We start from the raw sequence: 19368 nt of genomic DNA, 5'->3' as shown, positions 1-19368 counted from the left end.
ATCATATCCGGGTGAGGGTAGAAGCCAGCGCGAGCAGCGCAGGGCCGGAAAGCACCAGCATCAACGCCGGCAGCAGGGTCAGCATCATCACCACGGTCATCTTCACCGACAGCTTTCCCACCTTTTCCTTCAGGGTGTGCCGCCGTTGTTCGCGCAGCCGCAGGCTGAACTGCTTGAGCGGCTCCTGCACCGCACCGCCGTGGGCATGCACCTGCAGGATCAGCTGCACCAGGCTGCGCAGGTCGTCATCGTCGTACGCCTCGCCCAGCCGGCGCAGTGACTGCGATCGACTGCGGCCATGCGCATAGGCGATGTTGGCGTCGTGGATCTCACGCCCCAGCACGGGCAGCGCGGGACGCAGTTTCTCGCCCAGTGTCTGCAGGCTCTGGTCCATGCTGTAACCCACGCCCTGCAGCAGCCGCAGCAGGTCGATCAGCATCGGCAGTTCGTCGTTGACGCGCTTGCGCCGACGACCGGCCCAGATGCCGAGCACGATCTTCGGCAGCAGCAGGCCGGCGGCCAGCGCGGCGATCACGGTGAACACCCGTCCGGCGCCCTCGGCGTCCACCAGGGCCGGTGCCGGCAGGACGATCGCCACGGCGAGCAGCAGGCGCAGGGCGACATAGATGGCCGTGCCCCGGCGCGTGTTCCAGCCGCCGAGGTCGAGCAGCATGCGGTCCTCGCTGGCCAGCAACGCACGTTCGATGCGCCCGCCGCTGAAGCGCTGGCCGATGGCTTCCAGCCAGGCCAATGCGCTGCGGGGTGCTGCCGGGGTCGGCACGGTCGACGCGCGGGGCTGCAGTGCGGACTGCAGCGTCGCATCACTGCGTTGCTGTCGAACCGCCTGGATCCAGTACAGCGCACCGAACAGCGCCACGCTGGCGGCGAACAGCAGCAACGACAGGGTCCACCAACCGGTCGGGCTCATGGGGCTGCTCCCGGTGCGGCGTGCGGAAGTTTCATAGCGATTTCGCCAGCCGGTACAACAGGAAGCCGCCCACCAGTTCCAACCCCAGCGCTGCCAACAGCAGGGTGTGTCCCTGTGGCTGGCGCAGCATCGGCTCGAAGAAGCCGGGGCTCATCAGGGCCATCAGCAGGGCGCTGATGGGAGGCAGCAGGCCGAGTACCCACGCCGACATCCGGGTTTCCGAGGTGGTGGCCTTCAATTCCTGCTGCGCCTGGTCCAGGTCGCGCATGAAGTCGCTGAGCCGCTGCAGCACCTGATCGGAGCGGCCGCCGATGCGGACGCAGACACCCATCACCACCGCGAGCACCTCCAGTGCCTCCACCCGCCATGGAGCCGACGCCTGCGACAACGCCCGGTCGAGATCCATGCCGGTACGCGCATTGCGCAACGTGACATCCAGCAGGTCGCGCAAGGGCGCGACGGTCTGGATCGCTGCGGTCTGGAAGGACATCTGCAGACTGTTGCCCAACCCGGTCAGGCGGACCAGGTTGTCGAGGAAGTCAGGCAGTTGGCGGACCAGCTTCTGCTGCAGCTTGCCGATGCGTCGCTGCAGGACGAGCCCACAGACGAGTGCGTACAGGCCGAACGTGACCGGAAATGCCCAGCCGGTGCCCAGGCGCACCACGGCAAATGAAGAAAACGCGATTCCTGCCAGCAGGGCCAGCACGGGCGCACGCCAGCCCGGACGCATGCCCGCGCGCAGCAGGGTGGCATCCCACGGCAGCGCGCTGGCGTTACCTGCGGTGGCCCCCGGTGTAGCGGGCAGGGGCGCGATCGCGGCGGCACCGGATGCAGCGGAGTCGAGCTGGGTGGCCGACGCGGACGTTGCGCTGCGCTGCAGGCGCTGCTCTGTGTGTCCCATCGACGCCTGTGCGCGTGCCCGGCGCTGTGCACTGCCGAGCAGCAGCAGGGCGAAGGCACCCAGCACGGCGGCGATGCACAGCAACAGCAGCACCGTGGCCATGCTTACCAGGCCCCCGCGTTGAACGATTCGCGCAGTGCCTGGCGGAACGGCTCCAGTTTGTGCGAATGCGGGTGGAAGCCCAGCCCGATCCAGCGGTCTCGCTCGCCACCCTCCGCGTCCAGCTCGACTTCGTGACGGAACATCTCCTGGGTCGAGATCATGTTGTCGCTGACGCCGGTGATTTCCGTGATCGACACCAGCACGCGACGGCCGCTGCCCAGCCGGGAGATCTGCACGATGAAATCGATCGCGCTGGCGATCTGCCTGCGCAGGCTGTCCTCGCTGCCCTGGAAACCGGCGAACCCGGCCAGCATCTCGATGCGGTAGAGGCAGTCGCGCGGGGAATTCGCATGGATGGTGGCCATTGATCCGTCATGGCCGGTGTTCATCGCCTGCAACATTTCCAGGACTTCCGCCCCGCGGACCTCGCCGACCACGATACGGTCCGGACGCATGCGCAGGCTGTTGCGCACCAGGTCGCGGATGCTCACCGCACCGTGTCCATCGGTGCCGCCGATGCGGCTTTCCAGGCGCACCACGTGGGGATGGTTGAGTGACAGCTCGGCGGTGTCCTCCACCGTCAGTACGCGCTCGTTCTCCGGGATGTAGTTGGCCAGCGCGTTCAACAGTGATGTCTTGCCGGAGCTGGTGCCGCCCGACACCAGGATATTGCAGCGACCGAGCACCATCGCCTGCAGCAACGTCTGCATCGGCTTGTCGAAGGTGCCCATCGCCAGCAGTTCGTCCGGGGTGAACGGGTCCTTGCGGAACTTGCGGATGGACACCATCGGCCCGTCCACCGCCAGCGGCGAGATGATGGCGTTCAGGCGTCCGCCATTGGGCAGCCGGGCATCGACCATCGGGTTGGAGTCGTCCAGCCTCCGCCCCAGCGGCGCGATGATCCGGCGCAGGATGCGCAGCAGGTGGGTGTCGTCGGTGAAACGCTGTGGGGCGCGCTGCAGCCGCCCGCCCTGCGAGACGTGCACGTCCTTATAGCCATTGATCAGGATGTCTTCGATGTCCGGGTCACGCAGCAGGTCATCGAGTGGACCAAATCCGGTGAGCTCCTTGACCAGGCCCTCGGCAACGATCTGCATTTCCTGTTCGTTGATCGGGATGCGCCATTCCTGCACGAACCCGGCCGTCTCACCCTCCACCCAGCGCCGCACGGTGTCCGGTGCCCACGCGTCGATGTCGATGCGCTCGTCTTCCACCCGGTTGAGCAGGTGTTCGTGCGCGGCGGACAGCACCTTCTGGTACTGCTCTGTCTGCGCGAACGGCAGCGGCGCCGGATCAGGCGGCACCTCGCGGAAGGGTGCGTTCGGGAACGGCATCACTTTGTCTTCCATGGCAGGTTACTCAGGGCGTGGGCGAACCTGTCGCGCAGGCCCTGCGCTTCGGGTGGGCTGGTGGTCGGGTCGAAGCGGGCCAGCAGCGGGGCGAGGGCACGCACGTAGGGATCACGCGGCGCATCGTCAAGCAGCAGGTGGCCTTGGCTGGCACTGGCGCGCAGCCGCGGACGGTCGGGCAGGGTGGCCAGCAACGGCAGCGCGAAACGCGTGGCGATCTGCGCGGCGGTCAGGCCGTTGTGCTCTCCATCGCGGTTGACGATCAGTTTCAGCCGATCGCTGCCGCGCAGGCCGGCAGGCAACTGGTGCAGCAGTTGGTCGAGCGATACCAGGCTGGCGATCGCGCTGTCGGTGACCAGCCAGATCTCGTCGGCGTTGTCGAGCAGCGTGCCCGGTACCTGCCGCAGCGGCGTGCCGCCAAGATCGCACAGCACGCTGCAGAACAGGCTGCGCAGCCGCTGCAGCAGCAGGCCGGGGTCACTTGGCGGCAGCGCTTCGCTGCCGGCAGCGCGATCCAGCAGTACCAGGCCGCCGGGATGCCGGGCCATGGCGGTGCGTGCGAGGGTGGCATCGATGCGTGCGGCACTGCGCAGGGCTTCGTCGTAATGGAACCGGCTGTCGATGTTGAGGTAGAGCGCGAGGTCGCCGGCGGGCTGGCTCATGTCCAGCAGCAGCACATCCTGGTGGTTCCCAGCGGCACGCATCTGCTGCGCCAGCACGCTGAGATGGGCGGCCAGGGTGCTGCTGCCCATCCCGGCGCGCACGCCCAGCAACAGGGTCAACGGCGCCTTCCGCGCAACCTCCGGTGTGGGGGGAGCCGGCGCGATGGCCGCGCGAGTGAGGACGGCAAGAATCTCTTCGGCATCGGCATCCAGGTCAACGAAGTCGCGCAGTCCCGCGCGCAGCGCGCTGACCACTCCCTCGATCTGCCCCAGGCTGGTCGCCCCCACGGCGACCATCGACAGGTCGGGGCGGATCTGCCGCAGCTGGCGCACCAGTTCTGCCGACGCGGCAGCCCGTGCTGCGTGGAAGTCGAGCAGCACCAGCGTCTGCGCCCCCACGCGCAGCTGCTGGACCGCGCCCGGGAAGCCGGCATCGTGGTGGCCCAGCGTCCAGTTCGGCGGCAGCTTCGCCGCCAGCCTGGGCAGCAGGTCGCGGTCACTGGCAAGCACGACGAGGTTCATCGGCGGTCCCAGGGTCGGCAGGCTGAAGGCGGTGGCGAGTGGCATGGGCTGTGGGCTCGGGCCATGGATCAGCGAGAGAAACCGGGCACGGCGTCGGGGCCGGCCGGCCCGATCAGCCAAGACCCCCACACCGGCAGGTTGGCGCGTGACTCGCGCTCGCCGGGGAGTGGCAGCTCGGTGTTGCGCGCCAGCGGCTTGACCAGCCGCGGCGTGACGATGATGACCAGCTCCTTGTCCTGGCGCTTGTAATCCAGGTTGCGGAAGAACGAACCGATGATGGGCAGGTCACCCAGCAGCGGCAGTTTGTTCACGGTGGAGGCCACCGTGCTGCTGACCAGCCCACCAATGACGAAGCTTTCGCCATCACCCAGTTCAACGGTGGTGTCGGCGCGGCGGGTGCTGATCGATGGCACCTGCACGCCGTTGAGGGTCAGCGCATTGCTGTAATCCAGGTCGCTGGCTTCGGGCGCTACCTTCAGCGCGATCCGGTCAGCCGACAACACCGTGGGTGACACCGTCAGGCCGATGCCGAACGGTTTGAAGGTGATGGTGGTGGTGCCCAACCCCTGGGGTTCCAGTAGCGGCAGCTCGCCACCGGCAAGGAAGCTTGCACTCTGTCCTGACAGGGCAACCAGCGTGGGTTCGGCCAGCACACGGGCCATGCCATTGCTCTGCAGCAGGTCCAGGTCCGCGGTCCACAGATCCTTGCTGGAGCCGAACACCAGCTTGAATGCAGATTGCAGCGGTGTACTGCCGCCATCGCCGTCGCCGCCCCCCGGGACGCCACCGGGCCGTGCGATGCCATACGAGAAGCCACCGTTCTGGTTCTGGAAGTTGATGCCGATCTGCTTCAACACCGTGCGGTTGAACTCGACCACCTTGACCTCGACCTGCACCACTCCGCCGATGCCGACCGTGGAGATGTCGCTGACCTGACCGTCCTTGCCGACCGCGGCATCAGCCGCCTTGCGTGCCTGGGCATGGTCGAGCAGGGACGCGCTGGTACCGCTGACCAGCGCGTCGCTGCCCTGGACGGTGACCGCGGCGCCGCCTCCCTCTGCAAGCGCGAGCCCGCCCTGTACCGCGCTGCGCACATCGATCTGCAGGCGTTGCGGATCGCGCTGACCTTTTTGCCACAGCAGCAGGGTGGTAGTGCCGGGGGCCTTGCCGACCAGCAGGGCGTCGCGGTTGCCGCGCAGCATCACCACATCGGCGACCGAAGGATCCGCGATGGCCACCCGCTCCAGATCGGCAGGCAGCGCCCAGGGACGCTGTTCGCGCGTCTGCAAAACGATGTCCGCCGACACGTTGGCCAGCAGCGCGGGCGAGGACACCAGCGCGACGAACAGGATCACCATCCGCAGCGGGCGGCGCAACAGACGAGGCGTGCAGCGAGGAATCATGGAGGGTCTCGTCGAGTTCAAGGGGTGCTGCTGCCACGGATGATTTCGATACCGGCCGGTGCCTGTCGTGGCACTGGACGCCGGGTTGTGGCGACCGCGCTGGCGGTGGCCGCTGCGGCGGGGCGCGGCCCGCTGCGCCCTGCCAGCGCGTCGAAATCAAGACCGGCGAACGCGTCGTTCTCCGGATTCGAGACCGCGGCAGCGCGTTCGTCCTGCAGTCCGCGCGCAGCGGCCAGCACCGTCCGGGGCACCGGGAACAGGCTGGGGTCGGCGACGGCCGTGTCGGCGGGATTGCGCAGGGCAAGGAACAACTTGCCCTGCTGTGCGCCAAGCAGCAGGCGATTGGCTTCGGCCACCGGCACCGCCAGCACCGCACTGCGCGCCGGTTGCTCAGGTGGACGGCTGCCACTGTCCGCGCTGGCGGACCCGCGGATGTCCGCAGCGCGCGGGTCGCTGTCAGCCTCCTGCAGCGGCTCGTCCGTGCCCGCAGGTTGCGTCCGTGGCACGTGCAGATCGTGTGCGCCGTAACTCAGCACGCGCAGCCGGGACAGCAGCAGGCGGGTCTGCGCCTGCTCCGGCTCGCCGTAGGCCTGGCTGCCTTTGAGGTTGAGGAACACGTCGACGAAATCGCCCGGCAGGATCCGGTTGCCCGCAGCCGCCAGCTCATCGACCGGCACGGCAAGCGCGCGCTCACCTGGGCGGACCTGGAGGGAGAATCCCTGCGCGAGGAATTCCTGTTGCAGCACGGTGCCTTCGGCGATGTCCTGGGTAGGCACCAGGCCGACCACGTTCGCCGTGTCGCGGTACGCGCCGGCAGGGGAATGCGGACGCACGCTGATGCGGACCTGCGACAGCTCGATGGGGCTGCCAGCGATCAGCCGCCCACTGGCCTCGACAACCCGCTCCTGCGGAACATCGGCGGTGCTGTGGGTCGGCGGACTGGCCGGCGCGCGGGCCTCCGCAGCGCGGCGGCCGACGACGAGCGCGATGAGGGCGAGCAGCACCGCAAGGGCGAGCAGGACAATGGCGGCGATGCGGGTGAACTTGAGCATGGAGCGTCTCCTGACACCTTTCAGTTACTGCCCAGGTCGAGTTGGGCGACGGCGATGCTGCGGATCGGACGGTCCATGGCCCAGCCGTACAGGCGCCCGGTTCCAGGGAGGAAAGGGTGCGCACCGTAGTCGTAGCTCACCGACACCTGGATGCATTGGGCGTCAGCCATGCCGACGCAGGGCGTGGGCTGGGACACGAGGATGGGGGCGCTGCCGCCGTTGCTGCAGTCCGGGGTCTGTCCGGCATAGGCGAGCAGCCACTGCATGGACCGCTGTGCGGCCTGGCAGGCGCCGACGCGGCGCTGCTGTGCGGTGCCGAAACGAAGCGATGCGCGCGCCCCTTCTGCCGAGGCCGTGGCCAAGGTCTGCTGCACGGCCATCATCATCACGCCGGTGTAGGTCAGGAACAGCAACGGCAACACGCCGAGCATCAGCATGAAGGCGAATTCGAGGGTGACCACGCCGCGCTGGCGGGAAGGGCGGGCAGAGCGGGCAGGGAAGCGGACGTTCATCGGACGCCCCCGGCAACAGTCCAGAGCACCCAGGCCATGGCAGCCGCACCCAGGTAGGCGGCATACGGAATCCCGGCACGCCCTTGCCGGGCACTGTGCATGCGCTGTATCGCCGGACGTTCGTGCAGCTGACTTTCCCACTGCTGTCGCGCGAGCACCATCCGGACCGGCAGCAGGCCCTGCAGCGCACGCCAGGCGTACACAGCGACGGCATGCACGCCCGCCAGCAGGCTGGCTACGATCCAGACGGGCAGCAGCGCATGCCAGCCGAGCAGCAGCCCCACCACGGCGAAAAACTTGACGTCGCCCGCGCCCATCCAGCGGATGGCGTAGAACGGAATCAAGGCGGCAAAGCCGATCAACAGGCCGAGGATGTGGCGCATCGGATCGCTGTCGGACGATGTCAGCGCCGAGATCGTGATGATCACGACCCCGGCGCCCGCTGCCGCCAGCAGCCAGAGATTGGGAACACGACGTGCGTAGAGATCGCTGATCACGATCCGCAGGCACAGCACCATGGCCAACAAGCTCAAGGCGGTCATCGTTGGGCTCCTCCGGTGAGCGCACGTCAGCGGGTAAACCCCGACTCCCATATGACGCGCGGGATCGGGGAAAGAGGCGCCGCGTCAGGTTGTTGCGCTGCCCTGAGTGACTAGCACGTTGAGGCGGGTAAACAGTGCAGTGAAGAAGCCAGTGAACTGGTCACGGCCCACGACCACCAACACTCCGGCGATGACCGCGGCCAGCAGGCCGTATTCCAGCGCGGTAACGCCGTCTTCTTCTTTCAGGAACTTGCGGATGGATGCATTCATGACGGTTGACTCCCTTTACCTGTCAGTTATTCCAAGGATATTGCCCGGATGGTCGATGCGGCTCCGCCACGACCATTTAGTTTCCCGCACGATTCCCTGTGCAGGCAGCGGTTCCCGCGAGGGAACCTGCATATTGTGGCGACCGGCACAGGGCACGGACTTAATAGGCGACCGGTACGACGTCCAACGTCGATCCCGCCTTGCAAAGGCCGTGTGCTGGCTCGTATTCCGCCAGTCAATGGCTCCCCGAACTGCCACCGCGTGCTTACTGTGCCTCAATTTCACCTGATGACAACATCAATCGCTATGCAAATTCGGCACAAACGTGATGAATGCGATTGAGGCGTGGCGGAGTGCGGACTACATCACATTTGGATCGAATTAAAGCAGAGGTCCTCCGCGGGTGCGTCGGGAAATTGACGCGTTCACTTAATAATCGGTGTGTCCACGGCGCGTCCAGGATTTCAAGTTTACGCGCGCAGATAATCAGGCATACTCCGTTCATCAACACGAACGAACCAGGGTGCGCGTGCGCACGCCGGATGGTTGGTGAAAGTCGAAGTGTGGTGCCGAAGGGGGATGTCACTGTCATGGCAGATGGTGTTGGAAGCGTTGGCGAAAACGGATTGCGGCCGATGGACCTGGCGACGCTTGGCAATGTGCTGCGCGTGTGCGATGTGGAGCTGGTGCTGCTTGATGGCAACGGTCCGCGCGCGTCCATCGACGCACGCGTGCACGACGAGGCGCTGTTCTGCCATGTGGCGACCGGGTTCCAGGTGCGTGGTCGCTTCATGCTGCCGCCCGACTGGGCGATGGTGGGGTATGTCCATGCCGCTGATCCCGATCGCAGCTGGTGCCACGGTGTACCGCTGGCGGCCGGCACGGTGCTGACCGTGCTGCCCGAGGGCATCAGTGAATTCGCATTGGGCGCCGGAACACGCATCACGCTGGTGCTTGTCGCTGCCGCGCGGTTGCAGCGCAAATTGACCGAGCTCAGCCTGCGATCCACGCCGCCGTCAGGCCAGGCGCTGAATCTGTTCGGCATCGCCGACGATGCCGGCCTAGCGGATCACTACCGGGAACTGCAGGCAGTGTTGACCGCGGGCAACAGTGCGGGCCTGGCTGCGCAGGCAAGCGACGGCCTGTTGCACGAACATGTGCAGGCACTGCTTGCCGCGGGACCGGGCGAGCAGGTGATGAACACGCGGGCGCGACGGACGCACTACCTCATCGTGCAGCGCGCCGAGAACTTCATGCGCTTGAACCTGCGCCACAACATCTACATGAACGAGATCTGCGATGCGGCGGGCGTGAGCGAGCGCGGCCTGCGTTACGCGTTCGAAGATCTGTTCGGCCTCTCGCCGAACCGCTACCTGTCGATGCTGCGCCTGTCTGCTGCCTGCCGCGGGCTGTCGATGGCGGACGGCGGACGTCGCTCGGTGAAGGCCATCGCATTGAGTTGCGGCCTGTGGGATCTGTCCCGGTTTGCCGACAACTACCGCAAGGTGTTCGGTGAGCTGCCACGCGATACCTTGATGCGTGCGCCGGGCGCGACGGGCCAGTCCAACTGAGGCAGCAGACGCGATTGCCGGAATCGTGCATCGCGCTGCCGAATCTCTTCGACACCTTGCCGGAATGCGTCGTTTGCCTGCCGGAATGAAGTGCCCCGCATGACGTGCACGCGCTGAAATAGCAGTCACCTGCCAACAGGCAGACCGAATGACTCACGACGCGTCGTCCACGGGGGACTGAACTCATGAATCGCATTTTCCGACTGGTGTGGAGCAAGCAGCTGCGCGCCATGGTCGTGGCCTCTGAACTGGCCACCGGCGCCCACGGCGCCTCTTCACTCATCGATCAGCGCCCTGGGCTGCCCGCCCCGGCCGCGCTCGCCATTGCCATGGCATTTGCGCTGTGCGCCGGCTCGGCTGCCGCTGCGGAGAACAACCAGACGATGCGTGATCTGCATGCCCTGGCCGCGAAGTACACGCAGCAGGCACCGGTGAAGATCGATGCCGATGCCGCCTTGGCCGTCCTCGCCGGCCAACAGGCCGCACGACCGCTTGTCGACGTCGATGCGAGTGTCAACCTGCGACTCGCGGCCGACCTGCCGATTGTCCGCCACGTGCTGCCAGCGAAGGTGCAGGTCGCAGCGGCGGTGCGGGCAGAGGCATCGGCGGCGAAGCCGGTCATCGCGGCGGGTGCCGTCGCTTCCGTCACCGACCCGCGCCGCGCCGTACCTGCGATGGCAGTGAACGCAGCCGTGCAGGCCGGTGGTGCAGCCGATCAGCCAGCGAGTGGCGTGCAGGCCGTCGTCGCTGCTGCGCTGTCGGATGGCAGAACCGCTACCGGTAGCAGCAACGCCCACGTCGCGGCAGAAGCGGCCGTGCGCCTCGCCGCGAAGGAAGAAGATCCGATTGCGACCGACGTGGTGGTCAACGCCGCGCTGGATGCGGGTCCTGCCGGCGGTGTATCGGTTGCCGCCGACGCCCATGTGCTGGGTGCCGCCGATCGCAACCCGAAGCGGGTCCTCCAGGCATCTGCCAGCGCGCAGGCCAGTGGCCTGAACCTGGGCAGCGTGGTGGGCGGTGTCGGCTCGCTGCTGGGCGGCGTCGGCAGCGCAGTGGGCGGGCTGGTGCAGGGCGACCTCGGCACGGTGGTGGGCGGCATCGGCGCCGGCGTGGGCGGACTGGTCGGCGGGGTCACCGACGGGCTTGGCCTGAGCGCACCTTCGGCCATTCCGCCGGGTAGCCCGAAGGCACCGCGACCGGCCGCGCCCAACGCGGGCCTGGTCATCGGCAGCGGTGGCGTGGTCGGTACCCTGTCCACGCTGGTCGGGCCGACGTTGCAGAGTGTGCTGGGCGGCGATGGCTTCGTCCGTAATGGCGGGTTGTCGGTCAGCAGCGCCAACGTGCAGCAGACCTACTCGGTCACCAATGTGCTGGGCCTGCCGGTGGTCAACCTGACCCCGGTCGGCACGTTGCTTGACGGACTGGGTGGCGCCACCACCGGTGGCAGCTCGCACCTGACGCTGATCGGCGGCGTCACCTCTGACAGCTATATCTACAACATCAACAACGGCGACCCGAACGGGCTGCTGGGCCTGCTGCTTCCGGGCCAGGCGCCGGAGTGGGCGGCGTCGTGCCTGAACGTGCTGGGCGTCGTCTCGGTGGACTGCTGGGCCGTCAATCCGGCGCAGGACTTCCAGGTGCTGATGGGCGATGGCGCCTATGCCAACGGGTCGCGCGAAGTGGTGATCGGCGCCAATGCCAGCCACCGACTGCCGCAGCAGGATGCCAACGTCGCCTTCCCCGGCGCCGGCGTCAACGATCCAAGCAATCCCACCGGCGTGCCGACGGCGGATTACGCCGCACGCATGGGCCACTCGGTGATCGTCGGTGACAGCGCCAGCGGCACCGCCAACGGCCAGGTGTTGCTGGGCGCGGAGGCGACGTCCAGCGAAGCCAACAGTGTCGCGCTGGGTTACCGCTCCAGTGCGTTGCGCGGTGCGCAGGCCAGCTACAACGCCTATGGGCTGGATACCGCACAGGTGTCCAGTGGCGAAGTGTCGGTCGGTTTCGCCGGCGGCGAGCGGCAGATCACCCACGTCGCGGCGGGCAGCCTCGCCAGCGATGCGGTCAACGTGGCACAGCTGCAGGGCGCGGTCGAACTGATCAACGCAGCAGGCGTCATGGCCGTCACGTACGACGACGATGGCACCGGCCTGCCCAACTTCCGCCGTGCCACGCTGGGCGGGGGGACGGGCACGACCACCTTGGCCAACATCGCCGACGGCGTGGACGCCAACGATGCGGTGAATGTCAGCCAGCTGGAGGCCATGGAGCAGGGCGCGGTGCGCTATGACGTAGCCGCCGATGGCAGCGTGGACTACCGCAGTGCCACGCTGGGCAACGGCAGCGGCACGACCCGGCTGAGCAACCTGGCCAACGGCATGGTTGCCGCGGCCAGCACCGAAGCGGTCACCGGCGCGCAGCTCTCCACTACCAATGATGCGCTGTCGGCGTTCTTCGGCGGCACCACGTCCTATGACCCCGCTACCGCGCTGTTCACTGCGCCGCAGTTCGCCATCACCTCGGTGGCAGCGGACGGCGGGCAGGCAGCAGGCGTGTACGACAATGCCAACGACGCGTTCAACGCGGTCGGCGGATCGCTGGTCAACCTCAATACGCAGATCAGCGACATCCGCAATGGGGAGGCGTCGCGCTTCTTCAAAGTCAATTCGATCGGCGTGGATGCGGCGGCGCCGGGCACGGAGTCGGTCGCCATCGGGGGCGGCGCCAGCGCAATGGCGGGCAATGCCGTGGCCCTTGGTGCGGGCAGCGTGGCGGATCGCGCCGACAGCGTGTCCATCGGCGCGCTGGGTGCCGCGCGCCAGCTGACCAACGTGGCCGATGCCACCGAAAGCAACGATGCGGTCAACCTGGGGCAGCTGCAGGCCTCCGAACAGGGCGCGCTGCGCTACGACGTCGCGGCCGATGGCAGCATCGACTACGGCACGGCCACCTTGGGCAACGGTACCGCGACCACGCTGAGCAACCTGGCGGCGGGCGAGGTGGCGGCCACCAGCAGCGAGGCGATCAACGGGGCCCAGTTGTTCGCGGCCAGCCAGTCCGCCGCAACGCATCTGGGCGGGGGCGCCGGCGTGGATGCGACGGGTGGCATCACGGCGCCGACCTATACGCTCAACAGCGTGGCGGTTGACGGTTCCATCAGCAGCGGCGACTACAACGATGTGGGCAGCGCCTTCGATGCGGTGAGTACCTCACTCGCCAATGTCGCCGACAAGACCGACACCGTGGACCGGCTGGCCGTGAAGTACGACGCCGATGCCTCCGGCAACGCGAGCAACGCCATCACCCTGGCCGGTGACGGCAGCGGTGGCGCGGTACAGCTGGGCAACCTGGCCGACGGCAGCATCGGCGCGGGCAGCCGGCAGGCGGTGACCGGCAACCAGTTGTTCGCCACCCACCAGACCGTCGCCAACTATTTCGGAGGTACGACCGTGTATGACGGCGCAACCAATACCTGGACCGCACCGACGTTCCGCATCTCGTCCATCGCCACCGACGGGTCGGTGGTTGGCAGTGACTACGGCAATGTCACCGTCGCGTTCTCTGCCGTGGACTCGTCGCTGCAGAACATCAACCAGCGCATCGACAACATCGGCGGCGGCGGAAGCGCGTTCCTCGCGGTCAACTCGAGCAAGTCCGGCGCCACGGCCGCAGGCACCGACGCGGTAGCCGTAGGGCCGCAGGCCAGTGCGGCCGGGACGGCCAGCGTGGCGATCGGCGATGGCGCCAGCGCGGCGGCCGACAACAGCGTGGCCCTCGGTGCAGGATCGGTGGCCGCGACGGGAGCGCAAGCCGGCTACACCGGGGCGTTCGGTGCCGCAGGCAGCAGCAGCTCGGCGGGTGAAGTGTCGCTCGGCAGCACCGGCAGCGAGCGGCAGCTCACCCATGTGGCCGATGGATCGGCGCGCTACGACGCGGTGAACGTCGGCCAGCTGCAGAACGGTGTGCAGTACGCCATCGACGAGTCCAGGAGCTACACCGACCAGCAGATCACCAACATCAACAACGGCAGCGCCGGGATGTTCCAGGTGAACAACTCGCAGGCGCTGGCCAATCCGTCGGCGAGCGGCAGCAACGCTGCCGCCGGTGGCGCAGGCGCCAACGCCGCCGGGGCGAATGCCACGGCATTGGGCAACGGCGCGCAGGCACAGGCAGACAACACGGTTGCGCTGGGTGCAGGGTCGGTCGCGAACCGCGCCAACACGGTGTCGGTGGGCAGCGCGGGGGCGGAGCGGCAGATCGCCAACGTGGCCGACGGCAGCCAGGCCACCGATGCGGTGAACGTCCGCCAACTGCAGGCCTCGCAACAGGGCACGATCCGCTACGACAGCACCACCAGCGGCGCCACCGATTTCAGCAGCGTCACCCTGGGCCAGGCGGGCAGTGGCCCGACCCAGGTCCGCAATGTGGCGGCCGGCTCGGCGGGCACGGATGCGGTCAACGTGGATCAGCTCCGCAGCGGCATGTCGCAGACGTTGGACTGGTCGAAGGCCTACACAGACGAACGCATCGACAGCTTCGACCGCAACCTGAAGCGCACCGACGACCGTGCGTCGGCCGGCATCGCATCGGCCATGGCGGTGGCTGCATTGCCGCAGCCCAGTGAAGCCGGCCGCAGCATGGCCTCCTTCGCGGCGGGCAGCTTCAACGGCGAGTCGGGCATGGCACTGGGCATTTCCGGCGTCTCCGATGGCGGGCGCTGGATCTACAAGTTCAGCGGGTCGACCAACACCCGCGGCGACGGCGGTGTCGCCATGGGTGCCGGCATCCAGTGGTAACTGCACCGGGGCGGCCGGCCCTGCGTCGGCCGGCACCGGTATCGCTTCATACAGGGGGAAACAGATGAACAGATCACTCCATCACGCCCACGCCGTGCGCTGCATGCTCGCGGCAGTGGCCCTGGGCCTTGCTGCCCTCACCGGCTGCCGCAGCCATGCGACGGCGGGTGCCGACAGCATGGCGTTTCCGCCGCCCGCCAAGGCGTCGTTGAAAGAGGGCGTCTTCGCCGATCCGGCCGACCTGCGGCGCTTCTCGCCCGGCATGAGCAAGCGGCAGCTCTACGCCCTTCTGGGCACGCCGCATTTCAACGAAGGCATGTGGGGCGTACGCGAGTGGAACTACCTGTTCAATTTCCGCATGCCACAGGGGGGCGAGTACTTCACGTGCCAGTTCCAGGTGCGCTTCGATGACAAGGGCGTCGCCCAGGGCGGCTACTGGAAGCCACAGTCGTGCGCGGCGCTGGTCGAGCCGCCAACGGTGCCGGCTGCAGCAGCCCAGCCCGCCGCGTTGCCGCGTGAACCCCTGCGCCTTTCGGCCGATGCGCTGTTCGCGTTCGACAGCGCAGCGCTCAGCGCGACAGGTCGGCAGGCGGTAGACGGGGTGGTGGGCCAAGTGCAACGCGCCAGCCAGGTCCAGCACATCGACGTGGTGGGCTATTCCGATCGCATCGGAACGCCTGCCTACAACCTGGACCTGTCGCGGCGCCGCGCCGATGCAGTGCGCAGTGCCTTGGTGGAAGGCGGTGTGGACCCCACGGCCATCCGGGCCGACGGGCGCGGCGATGCCGAGCCCCTGGTCCAGTGCGCGCAGCGAAGCCACGCGCAGCTGATCGCGTGCCTGGCGCCCAACCGCCGGGTACAGATATCCGGCCGTGCACGGATGGACTGACCGATCTCTTTCCGTGACGTGCCTGTCGGCACGCTCACCTCCCGTGTCCCCCTGGTTCTCCGGCACGCGCGGCAGCGTCTCCCCCGTCCAGCCCGCGCGTGCCGGTGAACCAGTTCTTTCTTGCAGCAGGAAATCCATGAACGCACAACTGGCCATGAAGACCCAGACCACGATCAGCCTGTACGGGCAGCTCGGCAATCATGCGGTCGTGCGCCTGCCCGGTCGCCGCCACCCGGGGTTGATCGTGCAGTCCGATACCGTGGCGGGGTTCATTGCGCAGCTGCAGGAAGCACAGGTGTCACTGCGCAGCGGACGCACCCAGCGAGCCGATGCCGAGATGGCCCTGCTGATCGAGGTATTGCAGGACTGGTATGCGCAGATTGAAGGCCGCTTGGCCGATGCCGGCGAGGCCATGGGGTAGGGCGGGCAACACACGGGCCCAGCACGGTGGCCGACAGGGGCACAGCGTGCGGTGTTAAAATCACGCCTGATTCCTGCTGCCGCGAGACCATCATGTCGCCTGAAGCGTTCTATCCCGTGGGTACACCGGGTCAGCCCTGGGGCGAAGCCGAACGTGCGCAGTGGCGTGCACGCCAGCAGCGGCTGCGGCGATTCGACGACGACGTGCTGCCGCGCATCGATGCCCTGTCGTCGCGCTTCGAACGCGTGCAGTACGGGGCGTTGGACTACGCCGGGGATCGCTACCCGTTGCTCGCGCTGCGCAGCCAGCCATGGGATCCGGCCCTGCCGGCGGCGCTGGTGACCGGTGGCGTGCACGGCTATGAAACCAGTGGCGTGATGGGGGCGCTTGAGTTCCTTGAGCAGCGCGCCGCCGACTACGCCGGCCGCATCAATCTGCTGGTGATTCCCTGCGTCAATCCGTGGGGCTATGAGCGCATCAACCGGTGGAACTTCGATGCGATCGACCCGAACCGCAATTTCCGCGCGGATGGCCCTGCACGCGAATCCACGGCCGTGGTCGAGCTGGTGGCACCGCTGAAGTCACAGTTCGTGCTGCACATCGACCTGCATGAGACCACGGACAGCGACGAGAGCGAGTTCCGCCCCGCGGTCGCTGCACGCGATGGCAAGCCCTTCGAGCCGGGCCTGATCCCCGATGGCTTCTATCTGGTGGATGACACCGAAAACCCGCAGCCGGCGTTCCAGCAGGCGGTGATCCGCGAGGTGGAGCAGGTCACCCACATCGCGCCGCCCGACGCCCAGGGCGAGATCATCGGCTCAAAGGTGGTGTCGCACGGGGTGATCGAGTACCCGCTGGTGGCGCTGGGCCTTTGTGCGGGCATCACCGGGGCGCGTTTCACCACCACCACCGAGGTGTATCCGGACAGTCCGCGGGCGACCCCACAACAGTGCAATGACGCCCAGGTGGCCGCGGTCACGGCGGCATTGGACCACGCCCTTGGCCAGGTCGCCGGTGGGTGACGTACGGCAATATGACGCAATTGACTAACGTAACCAGCCGAAACCGCGCCTAAAGCGCGATTTTTGCCATTCTTCATGCAGAATCCATGGCAGCTCCGCCATCATGGTACGGATATCCCACTGATTCGGAGCAGGTCGCTTTCATGGAAGCACTGGAGCCACAACATACCCCGGTGCGGACCCTGCGGCCCGTCTTCGCCATCGCGTCGATCATCGTCGTGGCGTTCGCCGTCTTCGTCAGCGTGTACCCGCTGGGCGCGGGGCGCATGCTGCTGCAGGCGCAGGACTGGGCCTCGTCGAACGTAGGCTGGTACTACCTGCTGGCGATGACGCTGTACCTGGTGTTCGTCGTCGTCGCTGCGCTGTCGCCGTACGGCAACATCAAGCTGGGCGCTGACCATGACGAGCCGGAGTTCAGCTATCTGTCGTGGGCCGGCATGCTGTTCGCCGCCGGCATCAGCATCACCCTGTTCTTCTTCTGCGTGTCCGAGCCGCTGACCCACTTCATGCAGCCACCGCAGGGCGGCGGGCCGGCCGGAGAGGCCGGTGCACGCCAGGCCATGTCGGTGCTGTTCCTGCACTGGGGCCTGCACGGCTGGGGCGTGTTCGCCCTGGCGGCGATGGCGATGGCCTACTTTGCCTACCGGCATAACCTTCCGCTGGCCCTGCGCTCGGCGCTGTATCCGCTGATCGGCAACCGCATCAACGGACCGATCGGCTATACCGTGGATGCCCTGGGGATCGTGGCCACGGTGTTCGGCCTGGGCGCGGACATGGGGTTCGGCGTGCTGCACCTCAATGCCGGCCTGTCGCACCTGTTCGATGTCCCGCATGCGCACTGGGTGCAGATCACCCTGGTCGTGGTGATGATGGGTGCCGCGGTCGCGGTGGCCGTGACCGGTGTGGAGAAGGGCGTCCGCCTGATGTCCAACGTCAACATGCTGCTGGCCATCGCGCTGGTGCTGTTCATGCTGTTTGCCGGGCCGACCCAGTACCTGCTTGGCACGTTGATGCAGAACGTCGGTGACTATCTGGGTAGCGTGGTCGGCAAGAGTTTCGATGTCTATGCCTACGGCGGACGACCCGGCTGGATGGGCAACTGGACGGTGTTCTACTGGGCGTGGTGGATCGGCTGGTCGCCGTTCGTGGGCCTGTTCATCGCGCGCATCTCGCGTGGCCGCACCATCCGCCAGTTCGTGTTCGGGGTGCTGCTGATCCCGCTGGGCTTTACGCTGGCGTGGCTGTCCATCTTCGGCAACAGCGCACTGGACCAGGTCCTGCATCACGGACAATCGCAGTTGGCGCAGCTGGCCATCGATGACCCGCCGACCGTGCTGTACGCCCTGCTGGACACGTATCCGTGGAGCCGGGTGGTGATCGCGGTGACGGTGTTCGTGAGCTTCATTTTCTTCGTCACCTCGGCCGACTCCGGTGCGGTGGTGCTGTCGACCCTGTCCTCGCACGGGGGGGCGCCGGAAGACGATGGCCCACGCTGGCTGCGCGTGTTCTGGGGCGCAGTGACCGCCGTGGTCACCGCGGGCCTGCTGCTGGCCGGCAACATGGACGCCCTGAAGTCGGCGGTGGTGCTGGCTTCGCTGCCGTTCTCCGCCGTGCTGCTGCTGATGATGTGGGGGCTGATGCGGTCATTCGCCGATGAGGGCCATCGCAAGCGGGCGCTGCAGTACCGTGCCTCGCCGCTGGTCGGGGCCAGCAGGCACCATCAGGGCTGGCGCCAGCGGCTGGGTCAGGCGGTCAACTTCCCGGTGCGCGACCAGGTCTACCGCTTCATGGATGACGATGTGAAGCCGGCGATGGAGGATGTAGCCGAGCAGCTGCGCGGGCAGGGCTGGGACGTCTCGACCCGCTTCGACTCGGGTGACATGGAGCTGGCGGTGGACCATGGTGAGCAGCAGGATTTCCAGTACCGGGTCATCCTGACCGGCTACCGGGTACCGTCCTTCGCCTCGCACCAGGCACGCAACAGTCGCTACTACCGCGCCGAGGTGCACCTGTACGAAGGCAGCCAGGACTACGATCTGGTGGACTACAGTCGCGAGCAGATCATCAACGACATCATCAGCCAGTACGAGCGGCACGTGCAGTTCCTGCACCTGAGCCGCTGACGCCCCGCGGGGTGCGGGCAGGGCAGGGCAGCGTGTCGCCGGGAGCGCCGCGCGGTGCGCTCGCCGAGCATGGTTCGGCGCTACCGTCCCCGGCGCGCTGGCCGCCCCTCGATTCTGCGGGAGGCCGTTGTAGCGCCGAGCCACGCTCGGCGGGATGCCGGCAGCGCCGAAGCGGGAGGCCGTTGTAGCGCCGAGCCATGCTCGGCGGGATGCCGGCAGCGCCGAAGCGGGAGGCCGTTGTAGCGCCGAGCCATGCTCGGCGGGATGCCGTCAGCGCCGAAGATGGTCAAGAAAGTGTCA

The 19368-nt window shown here is 67.4% G+C and carries 15 protein-coding genes; 6 read left to right on the top strand and 9 right to left on the bottom strand.

Annotation, left to right across the window (positions count from 1 at the left end; translation table 11 throughout):
- Position 1: 1 nt before the first annotated feature.
- From IFT65_RS01950 to IFT65_RS01910, 9 genes are all read right to left on the bottom strand, one after another.
- The gene (locus IFT65_RS01950; RefSeq protein WP_192079727.1) at positions 2-928 is read right to left on the bottom strand and encodes a type II secretion system F family protein; all 927 of its coding nucleotides are present in this window, start codon (positions 926-928) and stop codon (positions 2-4) included.
- Positions 929-959: 31 nt separating this feature from the next.
- On the bottom strand, positions 960-1931 hold the full coding sequence (locus IFT65_RS01945; protein WP_192079725.1) for a type II secretion system F family protein: 972 nt from the start codon (positions 1929-1931) through the stop codon (positions 960-962).
- A 2-nt stretch (positions 1932-1933) separates the two neighbouring features.
- On the bottom strand, positions 1934-3280 hold the full coding sequence (locus IFT65_RS01940; RefSeq protein WP_192079723.1) for a CpaF family protein: 1347 nt from the start codon (positions 3278-3280) through the stop codon (positions 1934-1936).
- Positions 3265-4509, bottom strand: coding sequence for a fimbrial protein (locus IFT65_RS01935; RefSeq protein WP_192079721.1), 1245 nt, complete (start codon positions 4507-4509; stop codon positions 3265-3267). The genes IFT65_RS01940 and IFT65_RS01935 overlap by 16 nt, the downstream gene beginning before the upstream one ends.
- A 23-nt stretch (positions 4510-4532) precedes the next feature.
- Complete coding sequence (locus IFT65_RS01930; RefSeq protein WP_192079719.1) at positions 4533-5867, bottom strand: type II and III secretion system protein family protein; 1335 nt, start codon at positions 5865-5867, stop codon at positions 4533-4535.
- Positions 5868-5884: 17 nt separating this feature from the next.
- Entirely contained in the window at positions 5885-6919 is a 1035-nt protein-coding gene (gene cpaB, locus IFT65_RS01925) for a Flp pilus assembly protein CpaB (RefSeq protein WP_192079717.1), read from the bottom strand.
- Between the two features lie 20 nt (positions 6920-6939).
- Positions 6940-7431, bottom strand: a complete 492-nt coding sequence (locus IFT65_RS01920) for a TadE family protein (RefSeq protein ID WP_192079715.1) — start codon at positions 7429-7431, stop codon at positions 6940-6942.
- Entirely contained in the window at positions 7428-7973 is a 546-nt protein-coding gene (locus IFT65_RS01915) for a prepilin peptidase (RefSeq protein WP_192079713.1), read from the bottom strand. The genes IFT65_RS01920 and IFT65_RS01915 overlap by 4 nt, the downstream gene beginning before the upstream one ends.
- A gap of 84 nt (positions 7974-8057) precedes the next feature.
- The gene (locus tag IFT65_RS01910) at positions 8058-8243 is read right to left on the bottom strand and encodes a Flp family type IVb pilin (protein WP_192079711.1); all 186 of its coding nucleotides are present in this window, start codon (positions 8241-8243) and stop codon (positions 8058-8060) included.
- A gap of 590 nt (positions 8244-8833) precedes the next feature.
- On the opposite strand from IFT65_RS01910, the gene IFT65_RS01905 reads away from it, so the two are divergent.
- The 6 genes from IFT65_RS01905 to betT all read left to right on the top strand — a co-directional run bounded on the left by IFT65_RS01905 (position 8834) and on the right by betT (position 19068).
- Positions 8834-9814 carry a helix-turn-helix domain-containing protein gene (locus IFT65_RS01905; RefSeq protein WP_192079709.1) on the top strand — a complete coding sequence of 327 codons (981 nt, stop codon included), beginning with the start codon at positions 8834-8836 and terminating at the stop codon, positions 9812-9814.
- Between the two features lie 185 nt (positions 9815-9999).
- Entirely contained in the window at positions 10000-14613 is a 4614-nt protein-coding gene (locus IFT65_RS01900; RefSeq protein WP_192079707.1) for a YadA-like family protein, read from the top strand.
- A gap of 64 nt (positions 14614-14677) precedes the next feature.
- Positions 14678-15502, top strand: a complete 825-nt coding sequence (locus IFT65_RS01895) for an OmpA family protein (RefSeq protein WP_192079705.1) — start codon at positions 14678-14680, stop codon at positions 15500-15502.
- A gap of 136 nt (positions 15503-15638) precedes the next feature.
- On the top strand, positions 15639-15923 hold the full coding sequence (locus IFT65_RS01890; protein WP_192079703.1) for a hypothetical protein: 285 nt from the start codon (positions 15639-15641) through the stop codon (positions 15921-15923).
- A gap of 92 nt (positions 15924-16015) precedes the next feature.
- The gene (locus IFT65_RS01885; protein ID WP_192079701.1) at positions 16016-16945 is read left to right on the top strand and encodes a M14 family metallocarboxypeptidase; all 930 of its coding nucleotides are present in this window, start codon (positions 16016-16018) and stop codon (positions 16943-16945) included.
- A 143-nt stretch (positions 16946-17088) separates the two neighbouring features.
- The gene (betT, locus tag IFT65_RS01880; RefSeq protein WP_188327089.1) at positions 17089-19068 is read left to right on the top strand and encodes a choline BCCT transporter BetT; all 1980 of its coding nucleotides are present in this window, start codon (positions 17089-17091) and stop codon (positions 19066-19068) included.
- Positions 19069-19368: the final 300 nt, after the last annotated feature.

The sequence above is a fragment of the Stenotrophomonas sp. CFBP 13725 genome (genome assembly GCF_014841935.1).
In the GTDB taxonomy this organism is placed as follows: Bacteria; Pseudomonadota; Gammaproteobacteria; order Xanthomonadales; family Xanthomonadaceae; genus Stenotrophomonas.
Note: the sequence above shows the minus strand (reverse complement) of the source record. Positions and strands in the feature narration are given on the sequence as shown.

Bases quoted from the DNA above. Each gene is read 5' to 3' on its own strand.
- cpaB (WP_192079717.1), bottom strand. From the start codon at position 6,919: ATGCTCAAGTTCACCCGCATCGCCGCCATTGTCCTGCTCGCCCTTGCG.
- IFT65_RS01895 (WP_192079705.1), top strand. From the start codon at position 14,678: ATGAACAGATCACTCCATCACGCCCACGCCGTGCGCTGCATGCTCGCG.
- IFT65_RS01920 (WP_192079715.1), bottom strand. From the start codon at position 7,431: ATGAACGTCCGCTTCCCTGCCCGCTCTGCCCGCCCTTCCCGCCAGCGC.
- IFT65_RS01915 (WP_192079713.1), bottom strand. From the start codon at position 7,973: ATGACCGCCTTGAGCTTGTTGGCCATGGTGCTGTGCCTGCGGATCGTG.
- IFT65_RS01890 (WP_192079703.1), top strand. From the start codon at position 15,639: ATGAACGCACAACTGGCCATGAAGACCCAGACCACGATCAGCCTGTAC.
- IFT65_RS01910 (WP_192079711.1), bottom strand. From the start codon at position 8,243: ATGAATGCATCCATCCGCAAGTTCCTGAAAGAAGAAGACGGCGTTACC.
- IFT65_RS01945 (WP_192079725.1), bottom strand. From the start codon at position 1,931: ATGGCCACGGTGCTGCTGTTGCTGTGCATCGCCGCCGTGCTGGGTGCC.
- IFT65_RS01930 (WP_192079719.1), bottom strand. From the start codon at position 5,867: ATGATTCCTCGCTGCACGCCTCGTCTGTTGCGCCGCCCGCTGCGGATG.
- IFT65_RS01940 (WP_192079723.1), bottom strand. From the start codon at position 3,280: ATGGAAGACAAAGTGATGCCGTTCCCGAACGCACCCTTCCGCGAGGTG.
- IFT65_RS01950 (WP_192079727.1), bottom strand. From the start codon at position 928: ATGAGCCCGACCGGTTGGTGGACCCTGTCGTTGCTGCTGTTCGCCGCC.
- betT (WP_188327089.1), top strand. From the start codon at position 17,089: ATGGAAGCACTGGAGCCACAACATACCCCGGTGCGGACCCTGCGGCCC.
- IFT65_RS01905 (WP_192079709.1), top strand. From the start codon at position 8,834: ATGGCAGATGGTGTTGGAAGCGTTGGCGAAAACGGATTGCGGCCGATG.
- IFT65_RS01885 (WP_192079701.1), top strand. From the start codon at position 16,016: ATGTCGCCTGAAGCGTTCTATCCCGTGGGTACACCGGGTCAGCCCTGG.
- IFT65_RS01935 (WP_192079721.1), bottom strand. From the start codon at position 4,509: ATGCCACTCGCCACCGCCTTCAGCCTGCCGACCCTGGGACCGCCGATG.
- IFT65_RS01900 (WP_192079707.1), top strand. From the start codon at position 10,000: ATGAATCGCATTTTCCGACTGGTGTGGAGCAAGCAGCTGCGCGCCATG.